At 57.7% G+C, this 21,919-nt stretch carries 17 protein-coding genes and 1 pseudogene; 12 read left to right on the top strand and 6 right to left on the bottom strand.

The genetic code is table 11. The features are described 5' to 3' along the window. The coding region (locus tag RTS12_RS09035; protein ID WP_312527666.1) for an enoyl-CoA hydratase/isomerase family protein at nucleotides 1–371 on the bottom strand (371 nt) is incomplete at its 3' end. An 84-nt stretch (nucleotides 372–455) separates the two neighbouring features. On the opposite strand from RTS12_RS09035, the gene RTS12_RS09030 reads away from it, so the two are divergent. The 4 genes from RTS12_RS09030 to RTS12_RS09015 are packed head-to-tail and all read left to right on the top strand — an operon-like array spanning nucleotide 456 to nucleotide 4,824. Continuing rightward, nucleotides 456–2,051 (top strand): DUF2125 domain-containing protein, encoded by a 1,596-nt coding sequence (locus tag RTS12_RS09030; RefSeq protein ID WP_312527664.1) that lies wholly within the window; start codon nucleotides 456–458, stop codon nucleotides 2,049–2,051. A 60-nt stretch (nucleotides 2,052–2,111) separates the two neighbouring features. After that, on the top strand, nucleotides 2,112–3,464 hold the full coding sequence (locus RTS12_RS09025) for a TldD/PmbA family protein (RefSeq protein ID WP_312527662.1): 1,353 nt from the start codon (nucleotides 2,112–2,114) through the stop codon (nucleotides 3,462–3,464). Continuing rightward, nucleotides 3,451–4,227 (top strand): 3'(2'),5'-bisphosphate nucleotidase CysQ, encoded by a 777-nt coding sequence (locus RTS12_RS09020; protein ID WP_312527660.1) that lies wholly within the window; start codon nucleotides 3,451–3,453, stop codon nucleotides 4,225–4,227. The genes RTS12_RS09025 and RTS12_RS09020 overlap by 14 nt, the downstream gene beginning before the upstream one ends. Nucleotides 4,228–4,284: 57 nt before the next feature. Further along, entirely contained in the window at nucleotides 4,285–4,824 is a 540-nt protein-coding gene (locus RTS12_RS09015) for a flavin reductase family protein (RefSeq protein ID WP_312527658.1), read from the top strand. Between the two features lie 114 nt (nucleotides 4,825–4,938). Here the strand turns inward: RTS12_RS09015 and RTS12_RS09010 are convergent, their stop codons facing one another. From RTS12_RS09010 to RTS12_RS08995, 4 genes are all read right to left on the bottom strand, one after another. After that, complete coding sequence (locus tag RTS12_RS09010) at nucleotides 4,939–5,583, bottom strand: PqiC family protein (protein ID WP_312527655.1); 645 nt, start codon at nucleotides 5,581–5,583, stop codon at nucleotides 4,939–4,941. Between the two features lie 2 nt (nucleotides 5,584–5,585). Beyond that, nucleotides 5,586–7,634, bottom strand: coding sequence for an MlaD family protein (locus RTS12_RS09005; RefSeq protein ID WP_312527653.1), 2,049 nt, complete (start codon nucleotides 7,632–7,634; stop codon nucleotides 5,586–5,588). Then, on the bottom strand, nucleotides 7,631–8,260 hold the full coding sequence (locus RTS12_RS09000) for a paraquat-inducible protein A (RefSeq protein ID WP_312527668.1): 630 nt from the start codon (nucleotides 8,258–8,260) through the stop codon (nucleotides 7,631–7,633). Before RTS12_RS09000 ends, RTS12_RS09005 begins: the two co-directional genes overlap by 4 nt. A 113-nt stretch (nucleotides 8,261–8,373) precedes the next feature. Beyond that, nucleotides 8,374–9,060, bottom strand: a complete 687-nt coding sequence (locus RTS12_RS08995) for a paraquat-inducible protein A (RefSeq protein WP_312527652.1) — start codon at nucleotides 9,058–9,060, stop codon at nucleotides 8,374–8,376. Between the two features lie 87 nt (nucleotides 9,061–9,147). On the opposite strand from RTS12_RS08995, the gene RTS12_RS08990 reads away from it, so the two are divergent. The 6 genes and pseudogenes from RTS12_RS08990 (at nucleotide 9,148) to RTS12_RS08965 (ending at nucleotide 16,611) form a co-directional block, all read left to right on the top strand. After that, complete coding sequence (locus RTS12_RS08990) at nucleotides 9,148–10,740, top strand: GMC family oxidoreductase N-terminal domain-containing protein (protein WP_312527650.1); 1,593 nt, start codon at nucleotides 9,148–9,150, stop codon at nucleotides 10,738–10,740. Between the two features lie 66 nt (nucleotides 10,741–10,806). After that, nucleotides 10,807–11,596: pseudogene (locus tag RTS12_RS08985) on the top strand (flagellar motor protein MotB). 84 nt (nucleotides 11,597–11,680) lie between these two features. Then, nucleotides 11,681–13,000, top strand: a complete 1,320-nt coding sequence (locus RTS12_RS08980; protein ID WP_312527648.1) for a flagellar hook-basal body complex protein — start codon at nucleotides 11,681–11,683, stop codon at nucleotides 12,998–13,000. A 40-nt stretch (nucleotides 13,001–13,040) separates the two neighbouring features. After that, nucleotides 13,041–14,501, top strand: coding sequence for a flagellar hook-associated protein FlgK (flgK, locus tag RTS12_RS08975; RefSeq protein WP_312527646.1), 1,461 nt, complete (start codon nucleotides 13,041–13,043; stop codon nucleotides 14,499–14,501). Next, complete coding sequence (locus RTS12_RS08970; protein WP_312527644.1) at nucleotides 14,501–15,514, top strand: hypothetical protein; 1,014 nt, start codon at nucleotides 14,501–14,503, stop codon at nucleotides 15,512–15,514. The genes flgK and RTS12_RS08970 overlap by 1 nt, the downstream gene beginning before the upstream one ends. Beyond that, nucleotides 15,511–16,611: a flagellar basal body P-ring protein FlgI gene (locus RTS12_RS08965; protein ID WP_312527642.1), complete on the top strand. Its 1,101-nt coding sequence runs from the start codon at nucleotides 15,511–15,513 to the stop codon at nucleotides 16,609–16,611. Before RTS12_RS08970 ends, RTS12_RS08965 begins: the two co-directional genes overlap by 4 nt. Before the next feature lie 323 nt (nucleotides 16,612–16,934). Here RTS12_RS08965 and RTS12_RS08960 read toward each other — a convergent pair whose 3' ends face one another. Further along, on the bottom strand, nucleotides 16,935–17,735 hold the full coding sequence (locus RTS12_RS08960; RefSeq protein ID WP_312527640.1) for an META domain-containing protein: 801 nt from the start codon (nucleotides 17,733–17,735) through the stop codon (nucleotides 16,935–16,937). 366 nt (nucleotides 17,736–18,101) lie between these two features. On the opposite strand from RTS12_RS08960, the gene RTS12_RS08955 reads away from it, so the two are divergent. Next, a complete protein-coding gene (locus tag RTS12_RS08955; protein ID WP_312527638.1) occupies nucleotides 18,102–19,586 on the top strand; it encodes an inorganic phosphate transporter in 1,485 nt (494 codons plus the stop codon). A gap of 524 nt (nucleotides 19,587–20,110) precedes the next feature. Further along, on the top strand, nucleotides 20,111–21,904 hold the full coding sequence (locus RTS12_RS08950; protein ID WP_312527635.1) for a S9 family peptidase: 1,794 nt from the start codon (nucleotides 20,111–20,113) through the stop codon (nucleotides 21,902–21,904). Nucleotides 21,905–21,919: the final 15 nt, after the last annotated feature.

Here is a 21,919-nt window from a genome sequence, read left to right as displayed (position 1 = left end):
ACCGGATAAAAGAACCGCGCATCCGGCACGGCAATCCGCAGATCGCAGGCCAAGGCCATGCCAAATGCGCCCCCCGCCAGCGTGCCGTTCAGCGCGGCGATGGTCAAACAGGGCATGGCCGCGACCTGGGCGGACAGCTTCTCCCACCACGGTGACACAGCAAGCCCGGCTTTGACTTCGTCCAAATCAGCACCGGCAGAAAAAACCTTGCCTGCGCCCGTCACAATCACTGCGCGTAATTCCGGAATGTTCGCAATTTTAACGAAATTAGCGTACAACTGCTGCAACATTTCTTCGGTCAGAGAGTTCGCTTTATGCGTGCGCTCTATCGTTAAAACGGCCAATCCATCCGAGTATTTGCATATTATCACTCATTCGCTCCTTGGATGCCTGCAATCGATATGGCAGAAACCGGGCAAGTAAAAATGTGCCCGCCGACTTTGAAAGGTATGATCATGTCTTTGAGACTGACAAGTTCCGCTTTGGCCTTGATGGCTTTCGCCATGCCCGCGTTTGCTGATGTTACTCCAGAAGAGGTCTGGCAGACTTGGTTGGACTACTACAAATCAACCGGTTACACCGTCACCGAAGGCAGCCATGATCTTGCCGGCGAGACACTGACAGTCAAGGACATCAAATTCTCCACCGCCGTCGAGGGCGACAAGGTTGAATTCACGATCCCGCAGATCACCTTGCAAGCCACCGGTGATGGCAAGGTCCGCACGGTTTATGCCGAAACCATTCCGCTGACCTTCTCGGGCACGAATGTCGACACCGAAGAGCCGTTCTCGGGCAAGCTGACGATGTCGATGCCGGGCAATGAAACCGTGACCTCGGGCGCGGTCGGCGACATGACCCATGACATGGTCATGCCGCAGCTTGTCGTGACGCTGGACGAAGTGAAAACGGGCGATAAAACTCCCGATATCGGCGTGAAGTTCACCGCGACCAATTCGTCGGGCAAGATGCATACCGTCGCGGGTTCGGATGCCAAATACACCTCGTCGATGGTCTCGGAAAAAGCCGAGCTGACCATGAATGTCACGGATGAGAACGAGGGCAAGGTCAACTTGACCGCCTCGATGTCGAACCTTGAGATGGGCGGAAATGTTCTGGGCGTTGCGGCAGCGGCCGAAATGCAAAGCAACATGGCAGCAGCGCTGAACAAAGGCTTTGCTCTTGATGCGACGATGAAGGTTGGCCAGACCGAATTCGCCTTTGATTTCGCCAAGCCTGAATCCGCAGAAGAGGGCACGCCCGCCCAGAATGCAACCGGCAAGGGCAGCATCGCAGGCTTTGACTTCGCGGTGAACATGTCCAAGGACGGGCTGGGCTATCAGGTGAATTCTGATAAGACTCAGACCAGCATCACCTCCAGCGACCTGCCCTTCCCGATCAACTATGGCATTGATTCGTCAAGCTTTGATCTGCAGTTCCCGGTGTCGAAATCCGATACCCCTGCCCCGTTCAAAGTTGCCTATTCGATCAACGGCGTCACCTTTGGCGATGAGATCTGGGATCTGTTCGATGCTGGCAAACAATTGCCGCGCGATCCGGCCAGCATCGATGTCGACCTGACCGGCACGCTGAAGGTCATTCAGGATATGTTCGACCCCAAAGTCATGGATGGCGGGTCCGAGACCACGATCGAGGATGAAGCCATCGCCGACGGCGAAACCGGCGAAGTCACCGAGGATATGACCGAAGATTACGTCGCCCCGCCCAGCCCGGTTGAGCCGGTTGAGATCACCATCAACCAGCTTGCCGTGTCGGCAGTCGGCGCCAAAATCACGGCACATGGTTCGCTGAAACCTTCGGAATCTGGCGGCATCGAAGCCCCGGTCGGGACGATTAATGCCCGTTACGAAGGCGTGAATGGCCTGATCGACAAGCTGGGCAAAATGGGTCTGATCCCCGAGGACCAGATGGCTGGCGTTCGCATGATGCTGGCAATGTTCGCACGCCCTGGCGAAGGCACCGATGTGCTGACCACCGATGTCGAATTCAAAGAAGACGGCTCGGTCTTTGCGAATGGCCAACAGGTGAAGTAAGACTGTCTTCAGACAATAGGGGGCCGGGCCTAGTCCCGGCCCTTTTCATATGAGGTGGTCATGGCCGGATCTGAGACATTGCGCGAATTGACGGGAAAGCTTCTTGCCCAAGCCCGTCGCGCCGGAGCAACCGAAGCTGATGCCGTTGCGGTATTAGGCAGCGCAGTTTCGGTGGATGTCCGGGCGGGTCGGCTTGAGCATGCCGAACGCGCAGATGGCGTCGAAATCGGCTTGCGGGTGCTGATTGGCGGCCGCCAGGCCTGTGTCTCGGCCTCGGATCACTCGGATCGCACGATCGAAGAACTGGCAGCTCGCGCCGTGGCCATGGCACGCGAGGCCCCGGTCGATGACACGCTTGGGCTTGCCGATCCCGATCAGCTAAGCAGGTTAACCGACAGTGCCGGGCTTGATTTGTGCGACGAAAGCCAGGCCCCGCTACCCGAGGAGCTGCGTGATCTGGCCCTGCGTGCCGAGGCGGCAGCCCTTGCGGTCAAAGGTATCAGCCAGATTGAATCCTCCAGCGCCTCGCATTCGCGCCGCGAAACCTGGATGCAGTCCAGCAATGGCTTTTCGGCGGGCAACGCCCGCAGCGGCCATTCGCTGTCAACCGTCGCCATCGCTGGTGAAGGCCTGAAGATGGAGCGCGACTGGGCGGGCGAAGGGCGCGTTCATCGCAGCGACATGCCTGAACCCGAAGAAATCGGCGCCCTGGCCGCCACCCGCACGGTCGAGCGCTTTGGCGCGCGCAAGCCCCCCACCGGTGCCTTCCCGATCCTTTATGATCAGCGCATTTCCGGCGGCTTGATTGGCCATCTGTTATCGGCGGTGAATGGCGCTGCAATTGCGCGCGGGGCCAGCTGGCTGCGCAATAATCTGGGTGAACAAGTTCTGCCCGAAGCCCTTGATCTGGATGAAGAGCCCCATCTGCTGCGCATGCCCGCCTCGCGTTATTTCGACGGCGAGGGTCTGGCGACCGCGCCACGGCGCATCATCGACAAAGGTGTGCTGACGGGATGGACGCTGGATCTGTCCAGCGCGCGCAAGCTTGGCATGCAATCGACGGCCAATGCCTCGCGCGGGATTTCCTCGCCGCCCTCGCCCGGGCTTAGCAACATTCGCCTTAGCCCCGGCCAGGCAACCCCCGAAGAGTTGATTGCGCAAATGGGCCGTGGGCTGGTCGTGACCTCCATGCTGGGCGCCTCGGTCAATGATACGACGGGCGATTATTCGCGCGGCGCAGCGGGCTTTTGGGTCGAGAACGGCCAGATTGCCTATCCGGTCAATGAATGCACCATCGCCGGCAACCTGCGCGACATGCTGATGCGGATGACCCCGGCCAATGACCTGCCGATCTGGCGTCAGATCACCGTGCCCAGCCTGTTGATCGAAGGGATGACCGTTGCCGGAGACTGACCTTCAGATCCTTATTCAAGCGGCCCAGCATGCGGGCGAAATTGCGCTGAAATACTGGCGCAACGAGCCCGTTTTTTGGGATAAAGGCGACAATCAAGGCCCGGTCAGCGAGGCTGATCTGGCCGTGAACAATTATCTCGAGGATGCCCTGCGCAAGGCCCGCCCTGAATATGGCTGGCTGTCCGAAGAAAGCACGGATGACCCCTCGCGCCATGATGCAAGGCGTTGTTTTATCGTCGATCCCATCGATGGCACACGCGCCTTTCTGGATGGACAAGACGGGTTTTCGCATTCTCTGGCCATCGCCGAAGGTGATCGAATTATTGCGGGCGTGGTCTTTTTGCCGGCGCGCCAGACCTGCTACAGCGCCAGCATCGACGGCCCGGTGACCCGCAACAATCAGCCGATCATGCCACAGGATGCCCCGATCGAAAGCGCCACGGTGCTGGCCAGCAAACCGGCCTTGAACCCCGTGCTTTGGCGTGACGGCTTGTTGCCCCCCTTTCGCCGCGAGTTCCGCTCGTCACTGGCATGGCGGCTGTGTCTGGCCGCCGAGGGGCGCTTCAATGCCGCAATCTCATTGCGCGCCGCATGGGAGTGGGACATTGCCGCGGGCAGCCTGATTGCCGAACGCGCGGGCTGCGTGGTCAGCGATTGCAAAGGACGTCCCTTGCGCTTCAACTCGGTCGGCGCCAAGACCGACGGGCTGGTTATTGCGCCATCGGGCCTGCACGGACAAATTATGGCCCGGCTTGCTCAATGACAGGCTTTTGGACTATTGCGGCCATGCGGCGCAATTCCTGAGCGGGAAGGTTAATAGATGTCACGGCTGCCCCATAGTGCCCTCGACCGCCTTGCGGATGCGATCACCTTTCACCCCTCGACGGTCGAAGCCCGCATTTTGCGGGATGCGCTTGGGCGTTTCGCGACTGGCGTCACCGTCGTCACCACCGCCGGAGCGCATGGGCCAGAAGGGCTGACCGCCAACAGCTTTGCCAGCGTCTCGCTAGAGCCGCCCTTGGTGATGTGGTGCCCTGCCCGTGCCTCACGCCGCCATGATCTTTTTGCCTATGCCAAATCCTGGTCCATCCACGTGCTGGGCGCCGAGCAACTGGCGATTTCCGGTCGCTTTACCCGCAACGGTCCGGGCTTTGATGGGCTTGACCATGAAATCACCCCCGAAGGCATCCCGGTCATCCCGGGAATGGCCGCGCGCTTTGACTGTCAGGCCTATGCCGCCCATGATGCGGGCGATCATTCGGTCGTCATCGGGCGGGTCTTGCGCGTAACGGTGGGCGGACCGGGTGATTTTCCCTTGGTCTTTGCCGCTGGCGAATTTGGCACTTTTAACCGGTTCTGACATCCAAGCTGGGCCAGACCAACAGCCCGGACTGGCGCAGCTTAGCCCAGATCGGCCAATCGGCAGGCAGCAGCAGGCCGCGCGGGCCGCCCCCGATGGGGGCGCGGCCCAATCTTATAGGCCCTCGAACCCCGGCAGCGGCTCGGAGAAGATCGAGCTGACCCGCGGGGTGGCCGTGCGGATGGCGCGGCCCGGACCGCCAAGCGTTGCAATCTGGCGCGCCAGTTGCGCAATCGCCTGGGATTGGGCGCGTGCAATCTCGCCGGGTTTGTCCGAAGCAATGGGCACCGAAATATCAAAGCTGCGCGCCTGATTGGACCCGCCCGAGGCATCGTCGGCCACGAAATAGCGCCCCGAAAGCCGATAGGTGCCATTGGCCTGCGCCAAGGCCTTTTCGACCCGCACCTCAAGCTTTTTACGCGGCGGCTCGGCCAGCGGCCATGGCTCGGCAATCACCGTCGCGCCGGAAATATCCGATATCGCGCGTGCCAATGTCAGCGTAAAGGCCCGCTGCGGCTTATCCGCCCACAGGCTTTTGCTGTTCAGCCGCACCGCCCCATCGCCCGATTGCCAGGCCACCTCGTCACCAGAGGCGTAATCGGGCAAGGAAACGTCGCGCAACTCGGCCGAACCGATGCGATCGGGCACCCGCTCGCCCGTGACCGGCGGATCAATCAGATAGCGCCCGGTCTTCATCGGATTAGAGCAACCGCCAAGGATCGCGAGGCAGGTCAAAGCAAGCAAAACATGACGGGTCATCATTATCTTCCCAGAATAAAGGCACGGGGATTGCGTTCGATCATCCGCGCAAGGCTGGCAAATGAATCAGCGGCACGGCGGAACTCGCGCATCATATTGATCGCCTCATTGTTGAAATCAGAGCGCGCGCCATAGGCCGCAATCACCCCATCGGCCCGGCCAGCAAGCTGCTCCAAGCGTGCCGTCAGCTGCGGCAGGCGCTGAACCGAGCTGGCGATCTGATCGGCCGCAGATTTGGCCGATTTCAGTGCTTCATTCAGACTGCCCGCGGCATTGCCATCGCGCAGATCATTCAAAAGCCCCGAGGCCGCCTTTAGTGTTTCGGACAGGTTACGCGGCAATTCGCTGGCATCTTCCGAGCCGATCATGGCGCGAATATCGGCCAAAATGCCCTTGGCTTCGGTGCTGATGCCGGGGAAGTCAAAGCCGTTGAACGACTCGGCTGCCGCATCGATCTTATCGACCATCTCTGGCACATCAGCCGCCGCCAGCTTGACCGCCGAGGCCGCCAAAGTGGCCTCGTCGACAAAGCCGCGCACCTGACTAATCGCACCGCTTTCACGCAGCTCGTTCACCGCAAGGCGCAGTTCATCGGCGGTGGCCTGAACCTCATCAATCGCGGATTTCAACGAGGCGGGAATGGCGCGCGTATCTTCGTTTGAAGCAACCGCCGTGATGCTGTTCATCATATCCGAGGCCGATTTCAGCACCTCTTCGATCGGCAGATTGCCCACCCGCGCCAAAAAGCCCTGTGCGGTATCACGGAAATCAGAAATATCGCTGGGGACCGAGGGCATGATTGGATAGGGGGTCGCGGTCAGATCCAAGGTCGCGGGGCTGGCATCAGGCAGGTCGATCATCTCGATCACCAGCGAGGTGCCAAAGAAGCCCGCACTGGTCAAACGGGCGCGCAGCCCATGCTCCACCCGCTTTTTCAGGAATTCCAAGGCCTGTTCAGGCGTTGTTTCCGCAGGCAATCCCAGCCGAGAGGGCGTCAGCGCGACGACGATTTCCTGGTGAATACTACCCGCGCCGCCTTGGGCATCGGGGTCAACCTTGACGGAAAGCGCCGTCACCCGGCCAACGGTCAGACCCTGAAATTTGACATCCGCACCCTTGCCCAATCCGGTGACATTGCCGTCGATCTCCACGGCCAGGCGCACCAGATCCTCTTCGTCTGTGAACAGCACCGAACGTGCCGTCGCCTCATCGGGTTGAAGATCAAACACATAGCCCTGCGGCACAGGCTTGCCGCCACTGGTCAGTGTTGCGAATTCGACCCCACCCTGCAACAGCGAGGCGACCGAGCTGACATTCAGCGCCACTCCTTGTGGCCCCAGCGAGACCGAAAAGCCCGACGTGTCCCAAAACACCGTCGCCGTGGTCAGCCGGTCATCATGGGGCGCCACGATAAAGGCATCGGCCAGCACGGTATCATCGTCATCGCCCAGCCGCAGGTTCTGCATCGTGCCCACCTGCACGCCGCGAATGGTGATCGGCGCGCCCTCGGTCAGGCCCTTGGCATTATCCGAGGACAGCACGACCCAAGTGCCCTTTTCACCCACCCGGGTCAGGGGCATACGATCCATCCCAATGAAATTGCGTTTGGGCGTATCGGATTTGTCGTCCCAGAACCCTTCGATAAAGGCGCCGGTCAGCACCGTATCCAGTCGCGAGATCCCCTGTGCGGAAACCTGCGGCCTTACGATCCAGAATTCGGCCTCGGAATCGATATATTGCGAGACATCTTTATCGACGCGGATATTGACCACCACCTTGGCCAGATTGGGCGTAAAGCGCACGCTTTCGACCTTGCCAACGGTGATCTCGCGAAACTTCAATGCGGTTTCGCCGGGAGTGATCCCGGTCGCGTCGGAAAATTCGACGCTGATTAATGTCCCACGTGAAGCAAAGGCATTCCACGCCAGCCCCAAAGTGACGATCAGCGCCAGAATAGGCACGATCCAGATAAGAGAAGTGCCCGCCTGTGTCGCACGTTTGGCGACCTTTCGAACGGGCTTTGCCGGGGTCAGATCAGGATTGTCGGTCAATTGGTGCTCGCGCGGTTGCGCAGGGGAAGACCCCGCCAAATCAATCTCGGATCAAAGCTTTGTGCGGAAAGCATGGTGAAGGCAACAGAAAGCGCAAAGCAAACCGCAGCTGATCCAGGGTGAATAGATGCGACAAATCCAAGCTGGACCAGCGCAGAAAGAATTGCGACGACGAAAACGTCGATCATCGACCAGCGGCCGATGAACTCGACGACTTCAAAGATGCGCAGTCGGTTATGTGCATCCTCGACCGTGGCGGGCCGACCTGCACGCAGTGCCAACCAGGAAATTGCCACGAATTTGCCCACGGGCACAACGATCGAGGCCAGAAACACGATGGTCGCCACCCCCCAATTGCCATATCGCGCCAACTCGATCGCTCCGCCGATGATGGTGGATTCGGTATTGCCGTGAAAACCCGCCAAAGTCTGGGTCTTGAGCATCGGGAAAAGATTGGCCGGGATATAGAAAATCAGCCCCGCCACCAGCCAAGCCCAAACCGCCTGCAGGCAGCGCCGATCGGGTGGCACCAAATGGGCACCGCAGCGCGCACAGATGCTTTCCTCATCCGGCCAGACGCGGCCACAGCTGCGACAACCGACCAGACCCGCGCGATGGGCGGTCATGACTGGCGCGGAAGGCTCGGCCTGATGGGGCGCGGCGCCCGGGGAATGGGTTGAGTGCGGGTCGTTCGGGTCGGAATGGCGACCAGTAATCGTCGGATGGGCGATTTCAGCTGTCAAAGTGACTGTCCCTCGACCATTTCGCGACCATCGGTGGCGACACCGGCATCCTCGATTGCATCCCAGATCGTCGCAGCGCTGGTAAAGGCGTCGCTGGCGATATTCACCAAGATCAGCCCGCAAAAGGCCCAAAACGCGGGTCCAAGGCTAACATTGGCCAGCCCCGCGACCTTGACCAAGGCGACGGCCGTGCCAATGACGAAGATCTCGGCCATGGACCAGGGTCGCAGTTCTTCTGACAGACGAAAAGCCGGAACGGCATGGCGCCAGGGTGTGGCGCCACGCGCCAGGGGCATCAGCGTATAGACCAGCAAGATCGCGCGAAATGCGGGCAAGGCAATGATCAGCACCAAGACTGCCACCGTCAGCGGCATCAGCCAACCATGCGAAAATGCCATCGCAACCCCAAACAGCGATGTGGCATTGCCGATGCCCATGCGCGAAATTTCGAGGAAGGGAAAGAAAATCGCGCCGAAGATCAGCACCAATGAGGTGAATGACAGCGCGATAATGCGCGAAAAAGCCCCCGCCCGCGGACGCGCAAGCACCGTATTGCAACGAATGCAGCGCGCGGTTTCGCCGGCTTCCAGCTCTTCCTCGATATGAAGTGCATCGCAACGCGGGCAGGCAATCAGCCCCGCGCCAGTCGCGATATCATATGAGCCCTGTATTCCCATCCGCATAGGTAAATCATACCTTTGCCTGCCCGCCAAGGCCGGGGTTGCGTCTGCCTCATTGGTGGATAGCATCGCCGCCGGGGGGATTAAGATATGGATTACGATTTTATCATTGTCGGCGCGGGCAGCGCGGGTTGTGTGCTGGCCAATCGGCTGTCGGAAAACCCAAAGCACCGGGTTTTGCTGATCGAGGCCGGAGGGCGCGACAATTACCACTGGATCCATATCCCGATCGGCTATCTTTACTGTATCGGCAACCCGCGCACCGACTGGGGCTTCAAAACCGCACCAGAGGCCGGGCTGAACGGGCGCAGCCTGCTTTATCCGCGCGGGCGCGTTCTGGGCGGCTGCTCGTCGATCAATGGCATGCTGTATCTGCGCGGCCAATCCGCCGATTATGACCATTGGCGCCAGTTGGGCTGCACGGGCTGGGGGGCCGACGATGTCTGGCCTTTGTTCAAAAAATCCGAGGATTACTTTGACGGCCCATCAGAAAACCATGGTGCGGGCGGCGAATGGCGCGTTGAAAAGCAACGGCTGCGCTGGGAAATCTTGGATGATTTCGCGCGCGCGGCCGAGGCCGCAGGCATCCCCGCCACGGATGACTTTAATACCGGCGATAATGAGGGGGTTGGCTATTTCAAAGTCAACCAAAGGGCAGGATGGCGCGTTTCGACGGCCAAGGCCTTTCTGCGCCCTGCCCTCAAGCGCACCAATCTGACGGTCATGACAGGCCACCATGTCCGCCGTGTCACCTTTGAGGGCAAACGCGCAACCGGGGTCGAGGTGCTGAAAGCGGGTCAAAGCAGCGCAATCCGGGGTCATCAGGTCATCTTGTCGGCCGGCGCCATCGGCTCGCCGCAGATCCTTCAGCTGTCGGGGATCGGCCCCGGAGCGCTGCTGCAGGATATGGGCATCGATGTTTTGCGTGACGCCAGCGTGGGTGAAAACCTGCAAGACCACCTGCAAATCCGCTGTGCCTATAAAATTACGGGCGGCAAGACCCTGAACCAGATGGCCCAAAGCTGGTGGGGCAAAGGCAAGATCGGGCTGCAATATGCGCTGACCCGATCAGGTCCGATGAGCATGGCCCCCAGCCAGCTTGGGGCTTTTGCACGCTCGTCACGCGATGTGGCGACGCCGGATCTGGAATATCACGTCCAGCCCCTGACCTTAGAGGCATTTGGCGAAAACCTGCATGATTTCCCCGCCATGACGGCCAGTGTCTGCAACCTGCGACCGGAAAGCCGCGGCCATGTGCGCATCACCTCGCCCGATCCGCTGACCCATCCCGAGATCGCCCCGAACTATCTGTCGACCGTCAATGACCAGCTGGTGGCCGCACGCTCGATCCGGTTGACGCGCAAGATCATGGCGCAGGCACCGATGGCGCGCTATCGCCCCGAAGAATTCAAGCCCGGCCCGGTCGGCGACAGCGACGAAGAGCTGGCCCGCGCCGCCGGTCAGATTGCCTCGACGATCTTTCACCCCGTCGGCACGGCGCGCATGGGCGGCGACCCCGATTCGGTCGTCGACCCGCAGTTGCGCGTGCGCGGCATCGAGGGTTTGCGCGTCATTGACGCCTCGATCATGCCTACGATCACCTCGGGGAACACCAATTCCCCTACAATCATGATCGCCGAGCGTGGTGCGCAGCTGATTCTGGGGGAAATGAACAGCATTTGAGCGGTTAACTAGACCTAAGCGCTTGGCTGCGACAGCCTGACCTCATTATGTCAAAGAGGTCACGCAATGCCCGCCGATCGCGGAAATTCCCCGATACTGATTAAGCGCATCACCGTTTCGGATGAGGGCGGCCACCATGGCGGGGCATGGAAGGTCGCCTATGCGGATTTCGTGACCGCGATGATGGCGTTTTTTCTGCTGATGTGGCTGCTGAATGCCACCACAGAAAAGCAGCGCAAAGGCTTGGCCGATTACTTCAATCCCACCATTATCCAGACCTCTAACGGCGCGGGGACCGGCACCTTTGGGGGCAACGATCAAAAGACCGAGGACAGCTCTGGCCAGGGCCAGGGTGCCGCGCGAAGCACAGGCAGCTCAGGACAGCAATTCGGGCTTCGAGGAAATGGCCCGCCAGATTCAGGATCAGCTGACAGGCAGCGGCGCCGAATCGATGCAACTGACCAATCTGTTGCGCCATGTCGTGACCCGCATGACAGATGAGGGTCTTGTTATCGAGCTGACCGACCTGACCGACGAGCCCCTGTTCGTCGGCGACAGCGGCCAGCCCAGCCCCGCGATGCGCGAACTGACGCAGATCCTGGCGCGGGTGCTTGGTCGCGTCAGAAACGAGATCGCGATTGCGGGCCATGTGCGTGCTTACCCCGAGGTGCTTTTACACTCGCCCGTCTGGTCCCTGTCCAATGCCCGCGCTCATGCCGTGCGCAACTTGTTGGGAGATGCAGGCCTGAATGATCGGCGCATTCAGCGCGTGACCGGATATGCCGACCGCCGCAACCGTTCGATGAACCCGATGGACCCGAACAACAACCGGATCGAGGTCATTTTATTAAGGTGATTTTGAAAAAATCGGCCCTGTTAGCCGGATCTTAACTGCAGCCCCGCATGGTGATCTGCGTAACTCAAGAAAGGTAATTCGAGGATGTCGATCTCTTCTGCTCTGAACGCCGGTGTGGCTGGGCTCGCCGCAAACGCGACCCGCCTTGCCAGCATCTCAGACAATATCGCGAACTCCGCGACCTATGGCTACAAACGCGTCAATACCGAGTTTGAAAGCATGGTGATCAATCAGGCGCGCGGGGCCGGCGTCTATTCAGCAGGTGGGGTGCGAGCGACAACCAATCGCGTCATCGATCAGCGCGGCGCGCTTGTGTCCTCCTCGCATCCACTCGATATCGCAATTTCCGGGCGCGGCATGCTGCCTGTGATCCAATCCGTCAGCCTGGCCTCTTTAGGAACTGGCGACCGGCCCTTGCTGATGACGACCACCGGATCATTCCGCACCGATGCCGAAGGCGTACTTCGAACCGAATCGGGCTTGATCCTTATGGGCTGGCCCGCCAGCGCCGATGGCACGATCCCCGTCATGCCCCGCGATACCGCATCGGGTTTGCAGCCGGTTGTCATCAACGCAAACCAGACCTCTGCTGACCCGACCAAAAACATGACGCTTGGGGTGAACCTACCCGTCACCGAAACCAGCTTTGGCGCGTCGGGCACACCTTTGCCGCAAAAGGTCGAGTATTTCGGCAACCTGGGCACCTCGGAATCGCTGATGTTCAATTTCACACCGCAGGTTAGTGCAACCAACGGTATGTCGAACACGTGGACGATGGAGATCCGGGATTCGGCAATGGACCCGGCCAGCAACCTCATCGGCTCGTACGAGCTGGTCTTTGACGACAGCCAGACGAATGGCGGCACTCTGGCCTCCGTCACCATGCTCACGGGTGGCGCCTATGATCCCCTCACCGGCTCCCTTGCCCTCAACGTCCAGGGCGGTCCGCTGACCCTGACGATTGGCCGTGTGGGTGACCCCAATGGTCTAACCCAGTTAAGCGACGATTTCGCACCAACCAACGTCACCAAAGACGGCTCGCCAGTGGGCAACCTCACCGCCGTGGAAATTGACGAAAATGGCTTTATCCGGGCGACCTATGACACAGGCTTTATCCGCACCATTTATCAAGTACCTCTGGTCGATGTGCCCAATCCCAACGGTCTGATCGCGCTCAATAACCAGACCTATAAGGTCTCACCAAGCTCGGGATCATTCTTTCTATGGGATGCGGGTGATGGCCCAACCGGGGCAGTCGTCGGATATGCCCGCGAAGGTTCTACCACCGATGTCGCAGCTGAATTGACCAATTTGATCCAAACCCAGCGCGCCTATTCTTCAAACGCCAAGGTCATTCAGACCGTGGACGAAATGTTGCAGGAAACCACCAATATCAAACGCTGATCCCGTGAAACGGTTAGGCCCAATATCAAGGAGAAGATGAATGAGCATATCTGCTGCGCTTTCAAACGCCCTTACGGGCCTTACCGCCGTTTCGCGCGGAACAGAGGTGGTGTCGTCCAACATCGCCAACATCCTCACACCTGGATATGCCGCCCGAGAGCTGCAACTTTCTCCCCATATCTACAGCGGAAACGGCGGCGGTGTGAAAGTCGAAGGCATCCAAAGACTTGTTCCCAACTCGGTCGTCGCTGACAATCGTCAGGCTCAAGCAAATCTAGGTAAATCCTCAACCCTGGCCGCATTTCATGTCGCAATGGAAACAGCGACGGGAACTGCCGATCAGGATCACTCCCTGACCGCAATTCTCACAAATTTTGAAGCATCTCTGATCAATGCCGCCGCTAGCCCAGATAGTAACGCTCGACTTCAAATCGCCGTCGATGCTGCAAAAGATGTCAGCAACAAAATCAATTTCATCGCAATGGAGCTTCAAAAGGCAAGAACTGTGGCCGACAAGGCCATAGAATCGGATGTCAATCGCCTTAACTCGGCTCTTGCAGAAGTCGCGCGACTAAACCGCTTGGTCACAATTGCCAAAGCCCGCGGACAAGATACCTCCTCTCTCGTGGACGCCCGTCAGGCAACCATTGATGCCATTTCAGACATCGTACCACTTCAAGAGGTTCAGCGCGACAACGGCATCGTCTCACTTTTCACCAAAGGTGGCGCGACCTTACTTGATGGTCTCAAACCTGCCGAGATCAAGTTCTTAGCTTCGGGAGTGGTGACCCCCCAAAAGTCAGTCTCGGATGGAAACCTCTCAGGAGTGACGCTTGACGGTGTCGAACTTACCACCTCTCAGATGAATATGTTCAGAGGGGGCACTCTCGAGGCCAACTTCAGTATCAGAGACAATCACGGACCCGAATACCAAAATCAACTCGATCGATTCGCTTACGACCTCTATAACCGATTGAGCGATCCGTCTGTTGATCCGTCAGTTTCACAAGATCTTCCCGGTATTTTTTCAGATCTACAAAACGCCATAACGCCGACCACCACCCTTGGCTTTGCCAATCGAATTTCTCTAAACCGCGCAGTAGATTACACTCTCGGGGGGGATGCCTGGAGATTACGTGACGGTATTTACGCAACTCAGCCCGGAAATTCTGGCAACAACACATTAATCGAGGCAATCCGTGCATCGATCAGCGCAAATAGCACGGCTGCGAACGTTGGCTCCCAACAATCAAACAAGTCGATTTTCACTAGGGCATCGGAGCTTTCATCGTTAATATCTGCCAACAGAATAAACGCCAAATCCCTAGAGAAAATCCACGAAACCCACGATCAATCAGCAAAGTCAAACCTTCTTTCCTATGGTGTAGATAGCGACAAGGAAATGGAAATCCTTTTGCAGCTTGAAAAGTCTTATGCAGCGAATGCCAAGGTTATCCAAGCAGCCAATGAAATGATCGACAGCATTCTAAGGATATCATAATGAAGCTTACATCCATTGGCGACATCTCAAGAATGCTGGCACCTCGCACCGCCAACCTTACGATCAAATCCCGCATATCTATTGCATCCCAAGAATTGACGACAGGTAAAAAATCTGATATTGCAAAGCACTTTCGCGGTGACTTATCACTCATTAATCGAGTTGAGAATAGAATAAATATAATAACTGCATTCAATAAAAATATTCACGAGCTCAACACTTTCACTTCCGGAATGCAGAGCGCTCTCAGTAAAATACGTGATATTTCATCAAGCCTAGGCCCGGATTTACTTGCGGCTGCAGAGCTAACCTCTTCAGATCAGATAGATATTAGGCTAACCCAGAGTTCGTCCCTTTTGGAGGATGCAATCAACACGCTGCATACTCAGGTAGCAAATAAAAACATTTTCAGCGGCGACGCCACTGATGCTGCGCCCCTCCCATCCGCGGCTGAATTTCTGGATAAAATAAGAGATATTTCTTCCAACTCTTCCAGTTTTTCTGAATTGGAATCATCTATCACCAAATGGTTCGACGATGAGTCTGGCGCTGACACCTATATCAGAAGTGCATACAGCGGAGGAAACGGATCATTTAGTATTCCGATTTCGGACAAGAGTACGCAGAAAATAAATATCTCAGCCAAAAATCCAGAAATTAAAAACATGTTGAAGGGCTTGAGTTTACTTTTTGCTGCGTCAGAAAACAGCGCCTCCCTCACTCTTTCCCAAAAGCGCGACATTATCCAGAAAGCGGGGGTGTTGCTAACGAATTCAGTTGATGAGATCATCGCACAACAGTCTTTAATCGGAAGCATCGAACATAGTGCTGCAAAAATGCTTAAAGTTAATGAGGGCGAACTCACAAGCCTTTCGATAACTCGTGGCAATCTAATTTCCGCAGATCAATACCAAGCCGCGACCGATCTAACCAAATATCAGGCAGATCTAGAAACCCTATATGCAGTCACCGCGCGCCTATCATCGCTGAAACTTACGGATTTTCTTCGTTGATTAAATTAATCATTTCCCTCTATTGCATCCTATTGCCATCATTAGCTTTCGCCGCGCCGGTTAAAATAAAGGATCTGGTTAATTTTGAAGGCGTGCGAAAAAATGATCTGATCGGCTATGGTTTGGTCACTGGCCTAAATGGAACAGGAGATAGCTTAAGGAATAGCCCATTTACCGAAGAGGCACTGTCTGGAACACTTGAACGCCTTGGCGTAAACGTAACAGATGATGCAATCAGATCAAAGAATGTAGCTGCAGTCATCGTCACGGCCACATTGCCCGAGTTCGCGCGCAACGGCTCTCAAGTTGATATTGCCGTATCCTCGATCGGAGATGCCAAAAGCTTGTTGGGCGGTACGCTGTTGATGACCCCACTGAGTGCTGCGGATGGAGAGGTCTATGCTGTCGCACAAGGCGCAGTACTTTCAGGTGGGATCGATGCCTCGGGTGAGTCGGCTAGAGTTAGCTTGGGCGTTCCGACAACAGGATCAGTTCCGAATGGCGCGCGCATTGAGCGCGAGATAGCCTTTGAACTGTCCAGTATGAGGCAGTTTAGGATCTCGTTAAGGTCACCAGACTTCTCGACGGCAGCCCGCATTGAGGCCGCGATAAATAATGAGATAAGGTCCGGTGTTGCACAATTGTTGGACTCGGGAACCATCTCAATCGATCTTGCGCGTTCAGGTAGGTCAAACCCTGCCCATCTGATGGGCATGATCGAGAATATTCGTGTAGAGCCCGATACTCCCGCGCGCGTGGTCATTGATCACAAATCCGGGACAATCATCATGGGGCAGAATGTACGAATTTCTAAGGTTGCAATATCTCAAGGGAACTTGTCACTGCGGGTCAGGGAAAGCCCTATGGTTTCTCAGCCCAATCCCTTCAGCCTTGGCGAGAGCATAATCTTGCCTCGCTCTCAGGCCGAGATCACTCAAGAGCCGGGGATAGGATTTGCAGAAGTAAATGGTGAGGCTTCTCTATCAGATGTGATCGTCGGCTTGAACTCTCTCGGGGTCAGGCCTCGTGATTTGATCGATATTCTCAAATCCATTCATTCTGCCGGAGCCTTGCATGCAGATTTAATCGTGAACTAACCCTGAACCTAAGGGATACTCACCAATCTGCATTTTTCAAAGCTAGGGGATGTTATGGTCGACACCACCCGAGAACAAGTTTGGGCCACCTAAGCCGCAACGAACTTCATCACATCTCAACTGCGTGTTTTTTGTATTTCCTGGGTGATGCCAACGTCTCCACTATCTAGTTCAACACGCAGCCCTGACCGCGACTTTGGGCACGGCCTAGGCCCCAATGCCGTTTTACAACGGTTAATGGCGATGATCGGAACTGCGATGGTCGCAATCAGCCGCTAACATTGGCGCCTAGGTCGAATAGGCAAAGGAATCCTCCCTTAGCCTTACCGTTTCTTAAGGTCCAATAGCCCCTTACCGCTATCGTCCTTCAACAACAGCCTTGCCCCGGAATCCTCTATGCTAAAGCCGCGCACCGCTGCCAAAGCTGTAAAAAGGGCATGCTCTTGTGTCATTGCAGCTGGGCTGCAGGCCATCATCGTAGAGGCCAGATTGCCAAATGTCAGCTTAGTCCCATCCTGAACATATCCGCCCGAAAAGCGGTTACACCCACCCGAGCCGCTGGCGGTGCTCGTTTCAGGATCGAATACGATTGAAGCGCCAACCTCTTGCAGCGAAGCCTTCCCGTTGATGCGCTGCACGACCCATTCACCCGAAAGGGCGCTCGTCTTTTCCCCACCTGAAGATGGCATCACACGCTGAACTGGAATAGTCAGCTGCTGTGCTTCGCCGGGCACGACCGCGATATGATCAGTCGACGTAAACCACATCTGACCATCAACCAGAATTTGGGCGCGCAGGCTGTAGCGGTATCTCTCGTCAAGTTTATCCTTGGGATAGGACAAGCCAAACCGGATCGGGCTGCCCCCCTGAATCGTCGCGCGATAGGTGGTGATCGTTTTGGCAGGTGCATCGGCCAGCGAAACATCCTGCAAGGTCAGTTCCAGCACGGCATTTGCAGGCAGTGCCATCCGCTCGCGGTAAATGACTTCGCCGGTCAGGCGCACCATTTCCTCGGCGAATGCGGCATGGCCCGCAACAGTCAGCGCGACCGGGGCCACGGCAAGACTGGTGCAGAAACTGCGGCGTGACAGGTGCTGTCGCGTGTTTTGACGGTTCTCTGACATGGGTCATCCTTGAGGCTTAGGTACAGCAAAACGCTGTTTGCCCGTGAAGGTTGCACGGAAACAATTTCTCTCTCAATGTGTTAGCCCGAATAAGTTGCTCACTTTTGCTCACGTGTTGTGCAGCCGGATTTGATCATGAGCGTTATTTTTCTTTATTCAGCCTCCCGGAAATGCTGCCATAGGCGACATGCGCCGCTTGCATCGCCAGGCTTCGCCTTGCGCCAAAGGTCCACACCCTGATGAAATGGTCATCTCGATGGCTTCACGCGATATGCCCCGACGACACTCTGGTCTTTCGCATATTAGCAGAGGTTGAATTGTTGCCGATCTCGGCTTACGCACCAGCGTCCAAACAACGAGTAGGCCATGGCCCAGAACGACTATGAAGCCCGCCACCTAGAGACCCTCGACCGCGACTTGGGGCGTTTCTCGAAACTCGAGCTTGCTACCAATTACGTGGGACGACCACTGGTGGCACCGGGGATCGCTTTTGTCTTTATCCTGCTGGCGGGGCTGGTCGCTGCCGTTTTGCTTGGCAAGTCCAACGGCCAGCTGATCGTGGTCGTCGCGGCGATTTTTGGCGCCTATATGGCGCTTAACATCGGCGCCAATGATGTGGCCAACAATATGGGCCCGGCCGTTGGTGCGAATGCGCTGACCATGGGTGGAGCGATTGTCATCGCTGCCATCTTTGAAAGCGCGGGGGCATTGATCGCGGGCGGCGATGTGGTCACGACCATCTCGCGTGGGATCGTCGCACCCGAAAGCATCGGCACCCAGTCCAGTTTTATCTGGGCAATGATGGCGGCGCTGCTGTCCTCGGCGCTTTGGGTGAACCTTGCCACCTGGATCGGCGCGCCGGTTTCGACAACTCATGCGGTTGTCGGCGGCGTTATCGGCGCAGGCGTAGCAGCGGCCGGCTTCGGCGCAGTGAACTGGGGCGTCATCGCCACAATCGCAGCAAGCTGGGTTGTCTCGCCCCTGCTGGGTGGCGGAATTGCCGCGGGTTTTCTGTGGTTTATCAAAGCGCGGATCATCTATCAGGATGACAAGCTGGCAGCTGCGCGCCTATGGGTGCCAGTGCTGGTCGGCATCATGTCGGGCACCTTTGCCACCTATCTGGCGATCAAAGGCCTGCGCCAGCTGATCGAGCTTTCGCTTCAGACCAGCGCCCTGATCGGCCTAGGAATTGGCCTTGCCACCTGGTTGATCATGATCCCGGTGATCCGTCGCCAATCTGCCGGCCTTGAGAACCGCAACAAATCGCTTAAGGGCCTTTTTGGTATTCCTTTGGTCGTTTCGGCGGCGATGCTCAGCTTTGCCCATGGTGCCAATGATGTCGCCAATGCCGTTGGTCCGCTTGCCGCAATCGTTCAATCCGCCCAGTTCGGCACCGTCAGCGAGGATGTGGCCATCCCGCTATGGGTCATGCTGATCGGCGCTTTCGGCATCTCGTTCGGGCTGTTCCTGTTCGGCCCGAAACTGATCCGCATGGTTGGCAGCCAGATCACCAAACTGAACCCGATGCGCGCCTTTTGCGTGGCCTTGTCAGCGGCGCTGACTGTGATCGTCGCCAGCTGGCTGGGCCTGCCGGTCAGCTCGACCCATATTGCGGTCGGTGCGATCTTTGGCGTCGGCTTTTTCCGCGAATGGGACGCAGAGCGGCGTTTGCGCAAAGCCCGGATCGACCTGCCCGAGGCCGAGCAGCTTGGCCCCGAAGAGCGTAGCCGCCGCAAACTGGTGCGCCGCTCGCATGTCACCACCATCGCCACAGCATGGATCGTGACTTTGCCTGCTTCGGCCGCGCTGTCAGCGGTGATCTTTCTGGGCCTTAAGGCGGTCTCGCCCTAAGCCTTTCCCACAATAAGGGGCCGTGCAAGTGACTTGCCCGGCCCATACCGACTGACGCCGCAGACCATTCCTATGCTGCCCCGCCAACCGGCTTTGGATATGCATAGATGCCCCCTCGCCCCCCATTATTTCAAATTTTTCTGACGCGACCGGCTGTTAGCCCGGCATCGCGATTTGATGTCGTCACCAGCGCACCCGCATTGCCCCAAAGCCATGCAAAAAACGGATCGATCATCGGTATTTTGCATTTCCATCTGGATATTTTCTGCCCCTAAGAAGGTGCGACAGCCAAGAACACATCCGGAAGATGCACGAAACCACCGCCGCCCCCTACTGCAATGCAAATCCAGACCGCACCAAGGCGCATTGCGCCTTGCCCGCTGTCACCTTGCGCAAGGCATTCGGGGATGGGCATCTGGCGGCCCTTCCGGCCCGGCAATCTGGTGTCACACATGCCCGCCTGTCGGCCGCTTCATGGCCCCTGCCCCAATGCGCCCGACAGATCCGATCGAAGGAATCCGCACATGATCCATGCTGACGCGATAGCGCCATATCTTGAAATTTCGGCCTATCGCTCGCCCGCGCGCGAGCCCAATGGCGGCACCGACCTGGTGTTTATCAGCAACCAGACGGGCATGGCTCAGCTGTGGATCAGCGATGCGCAAGGCCCCCGTCAGCTGACCAACCACCCCGAGCCGGTGAACTCTTTCGCCTGGAACCCCAAGGGTGCCACGCTGGTATTCATGGCCGATTGCGGCGGTGACGAGCGCTGGCAGCCCTATCTTCTGACCGTCAAGACCGGCGCAGTACGCTGTCTGGCGGATGATCCGATGACGGTGCATATGTGGGGGGCGTTCTCGCCCGATGGCACCCAGATTGCGCTCAGCGCCAATGACAGCGCCAAGGACCAGCTTGACCTTTGCCTGATCGATATCGCCACCGGCGCCAAGCGCAAAATCGGCGCATCGATGGGCCATCAAGAGGTTCTGGCCTTTACCCCCGATGGCCTGCAGCTTCTGGTCAAGCGCACCTTGGGCGCGGCCAGCGATCAAAAACTGGCCTTTGTCGAGATCGCAAGCGATCAGCTTCGCCCGATTCTGGACGTGCCTCACCGGGTCAAATTCTCGGCAGCGCGCCTTTTGAAGGCGGGCGGCGGCGTGGCGATTTGCGATTTTGACGGTGATCGGATGAGCCTGTGGCGCTTTGACGCCGAGGGCTTTTGCATCGGCCGTCTTTGGGGCGAGGATCACTATGATCTGGATGCCGTCACCCTGCTGCCAGATCAAAGCGGTGCGATCATCGGCGTGAATGAGGGCGGATATAGCTGCCTGAAAATGATCGATTTCGCGACCGCGAACAGCCGCGACATTGCCCTGCCCCTGCCCGCAGTTGCGGGCTCGATCAGCCTGCCGGGCGCTGGTGATACGCTGCTCTTGTCGTTGAACTCGACGGTTCAGGCCCCATCGATCTGGGAAATCTCGCTGGCTGACAACGCCGCGCGCGCATTGTTTCGCGCCACGGTGGAAACGCTGGATAGCGACGATTTCATTGCCCCCTCGCTTGAGGAATTTACCAGCTTTGATGGGCTTGAGGTTCCCTATTTCCTTTATATCCCCAAAGGCGACGCCCCGGCTGATGGCTGGCCCTCGATCTTCATCATCCATGGTGGACCCGAGGCGCAATGGCGGCCCGATTTCCGCGCCGATGTACAGTGGATGTTGGCCCAAGGCATTGCCGTAATTGCACCAAACGTGCGCGGCTCGACCGGATATGGGCGGCGCTATCACGGGCTGGATGATCGCGAAAAGCGCCTGGATGCCTTGGCCGATGTAACGGCCCTGCGCGCGCATCTGGTTGGCGCAGGCACGATCGATGGCGCCAGGACAGGCATTTTCGGGCGCTCATATGGCGGCTATATGGTGATGGCCGCGCTCGGCGAAACCCCGGATCTGTGGAAATTCGGCGTCAATTTCTACGGTATCGGAAACTTCTTTACCCATCTTCTGGCGACCGGCCCCTGGGCGCGCCAGATGCGGGTGGCGGAATATGGCTGCCCCGACACGCAGGCCGACATGGTGCGGCGGATCTCGCCTGTGTCACAGATCGCGCGCATTACCGCACCATTGCTTGTGGTTCACGCCGACCGCGATCCGCGCGTGCCGCCTGGGGAAAGCGAAACCATCAACTCGATGATGTTTGGTTTGGGCAAACGCTGCCAGCTTCTGCGCATCGCCCATGAAGGTCATGGCTTCAACCGTATCGAGAACACCCGGCGCGTCTTTACGACGCTGGCAGAATTCATCGCAAAAGAACTTTAAGGGACTGAAATACAG

It is taken from the genome of Paracoccus sp. (in: a-proteobacteria) (genome assembly GCF_032007265.1).
Classification (GTDB): Bacteria; Pseudomonadota; Alphaproteobacteria; order Rhodobacterales; family Rhodobacteraceae; genus Paracoccus.
The sequence above is the reverse complement of the archived record's forward strand: the minus strand, read 5'-3'. Positions and strand labels throughout refer to the sequence as shown.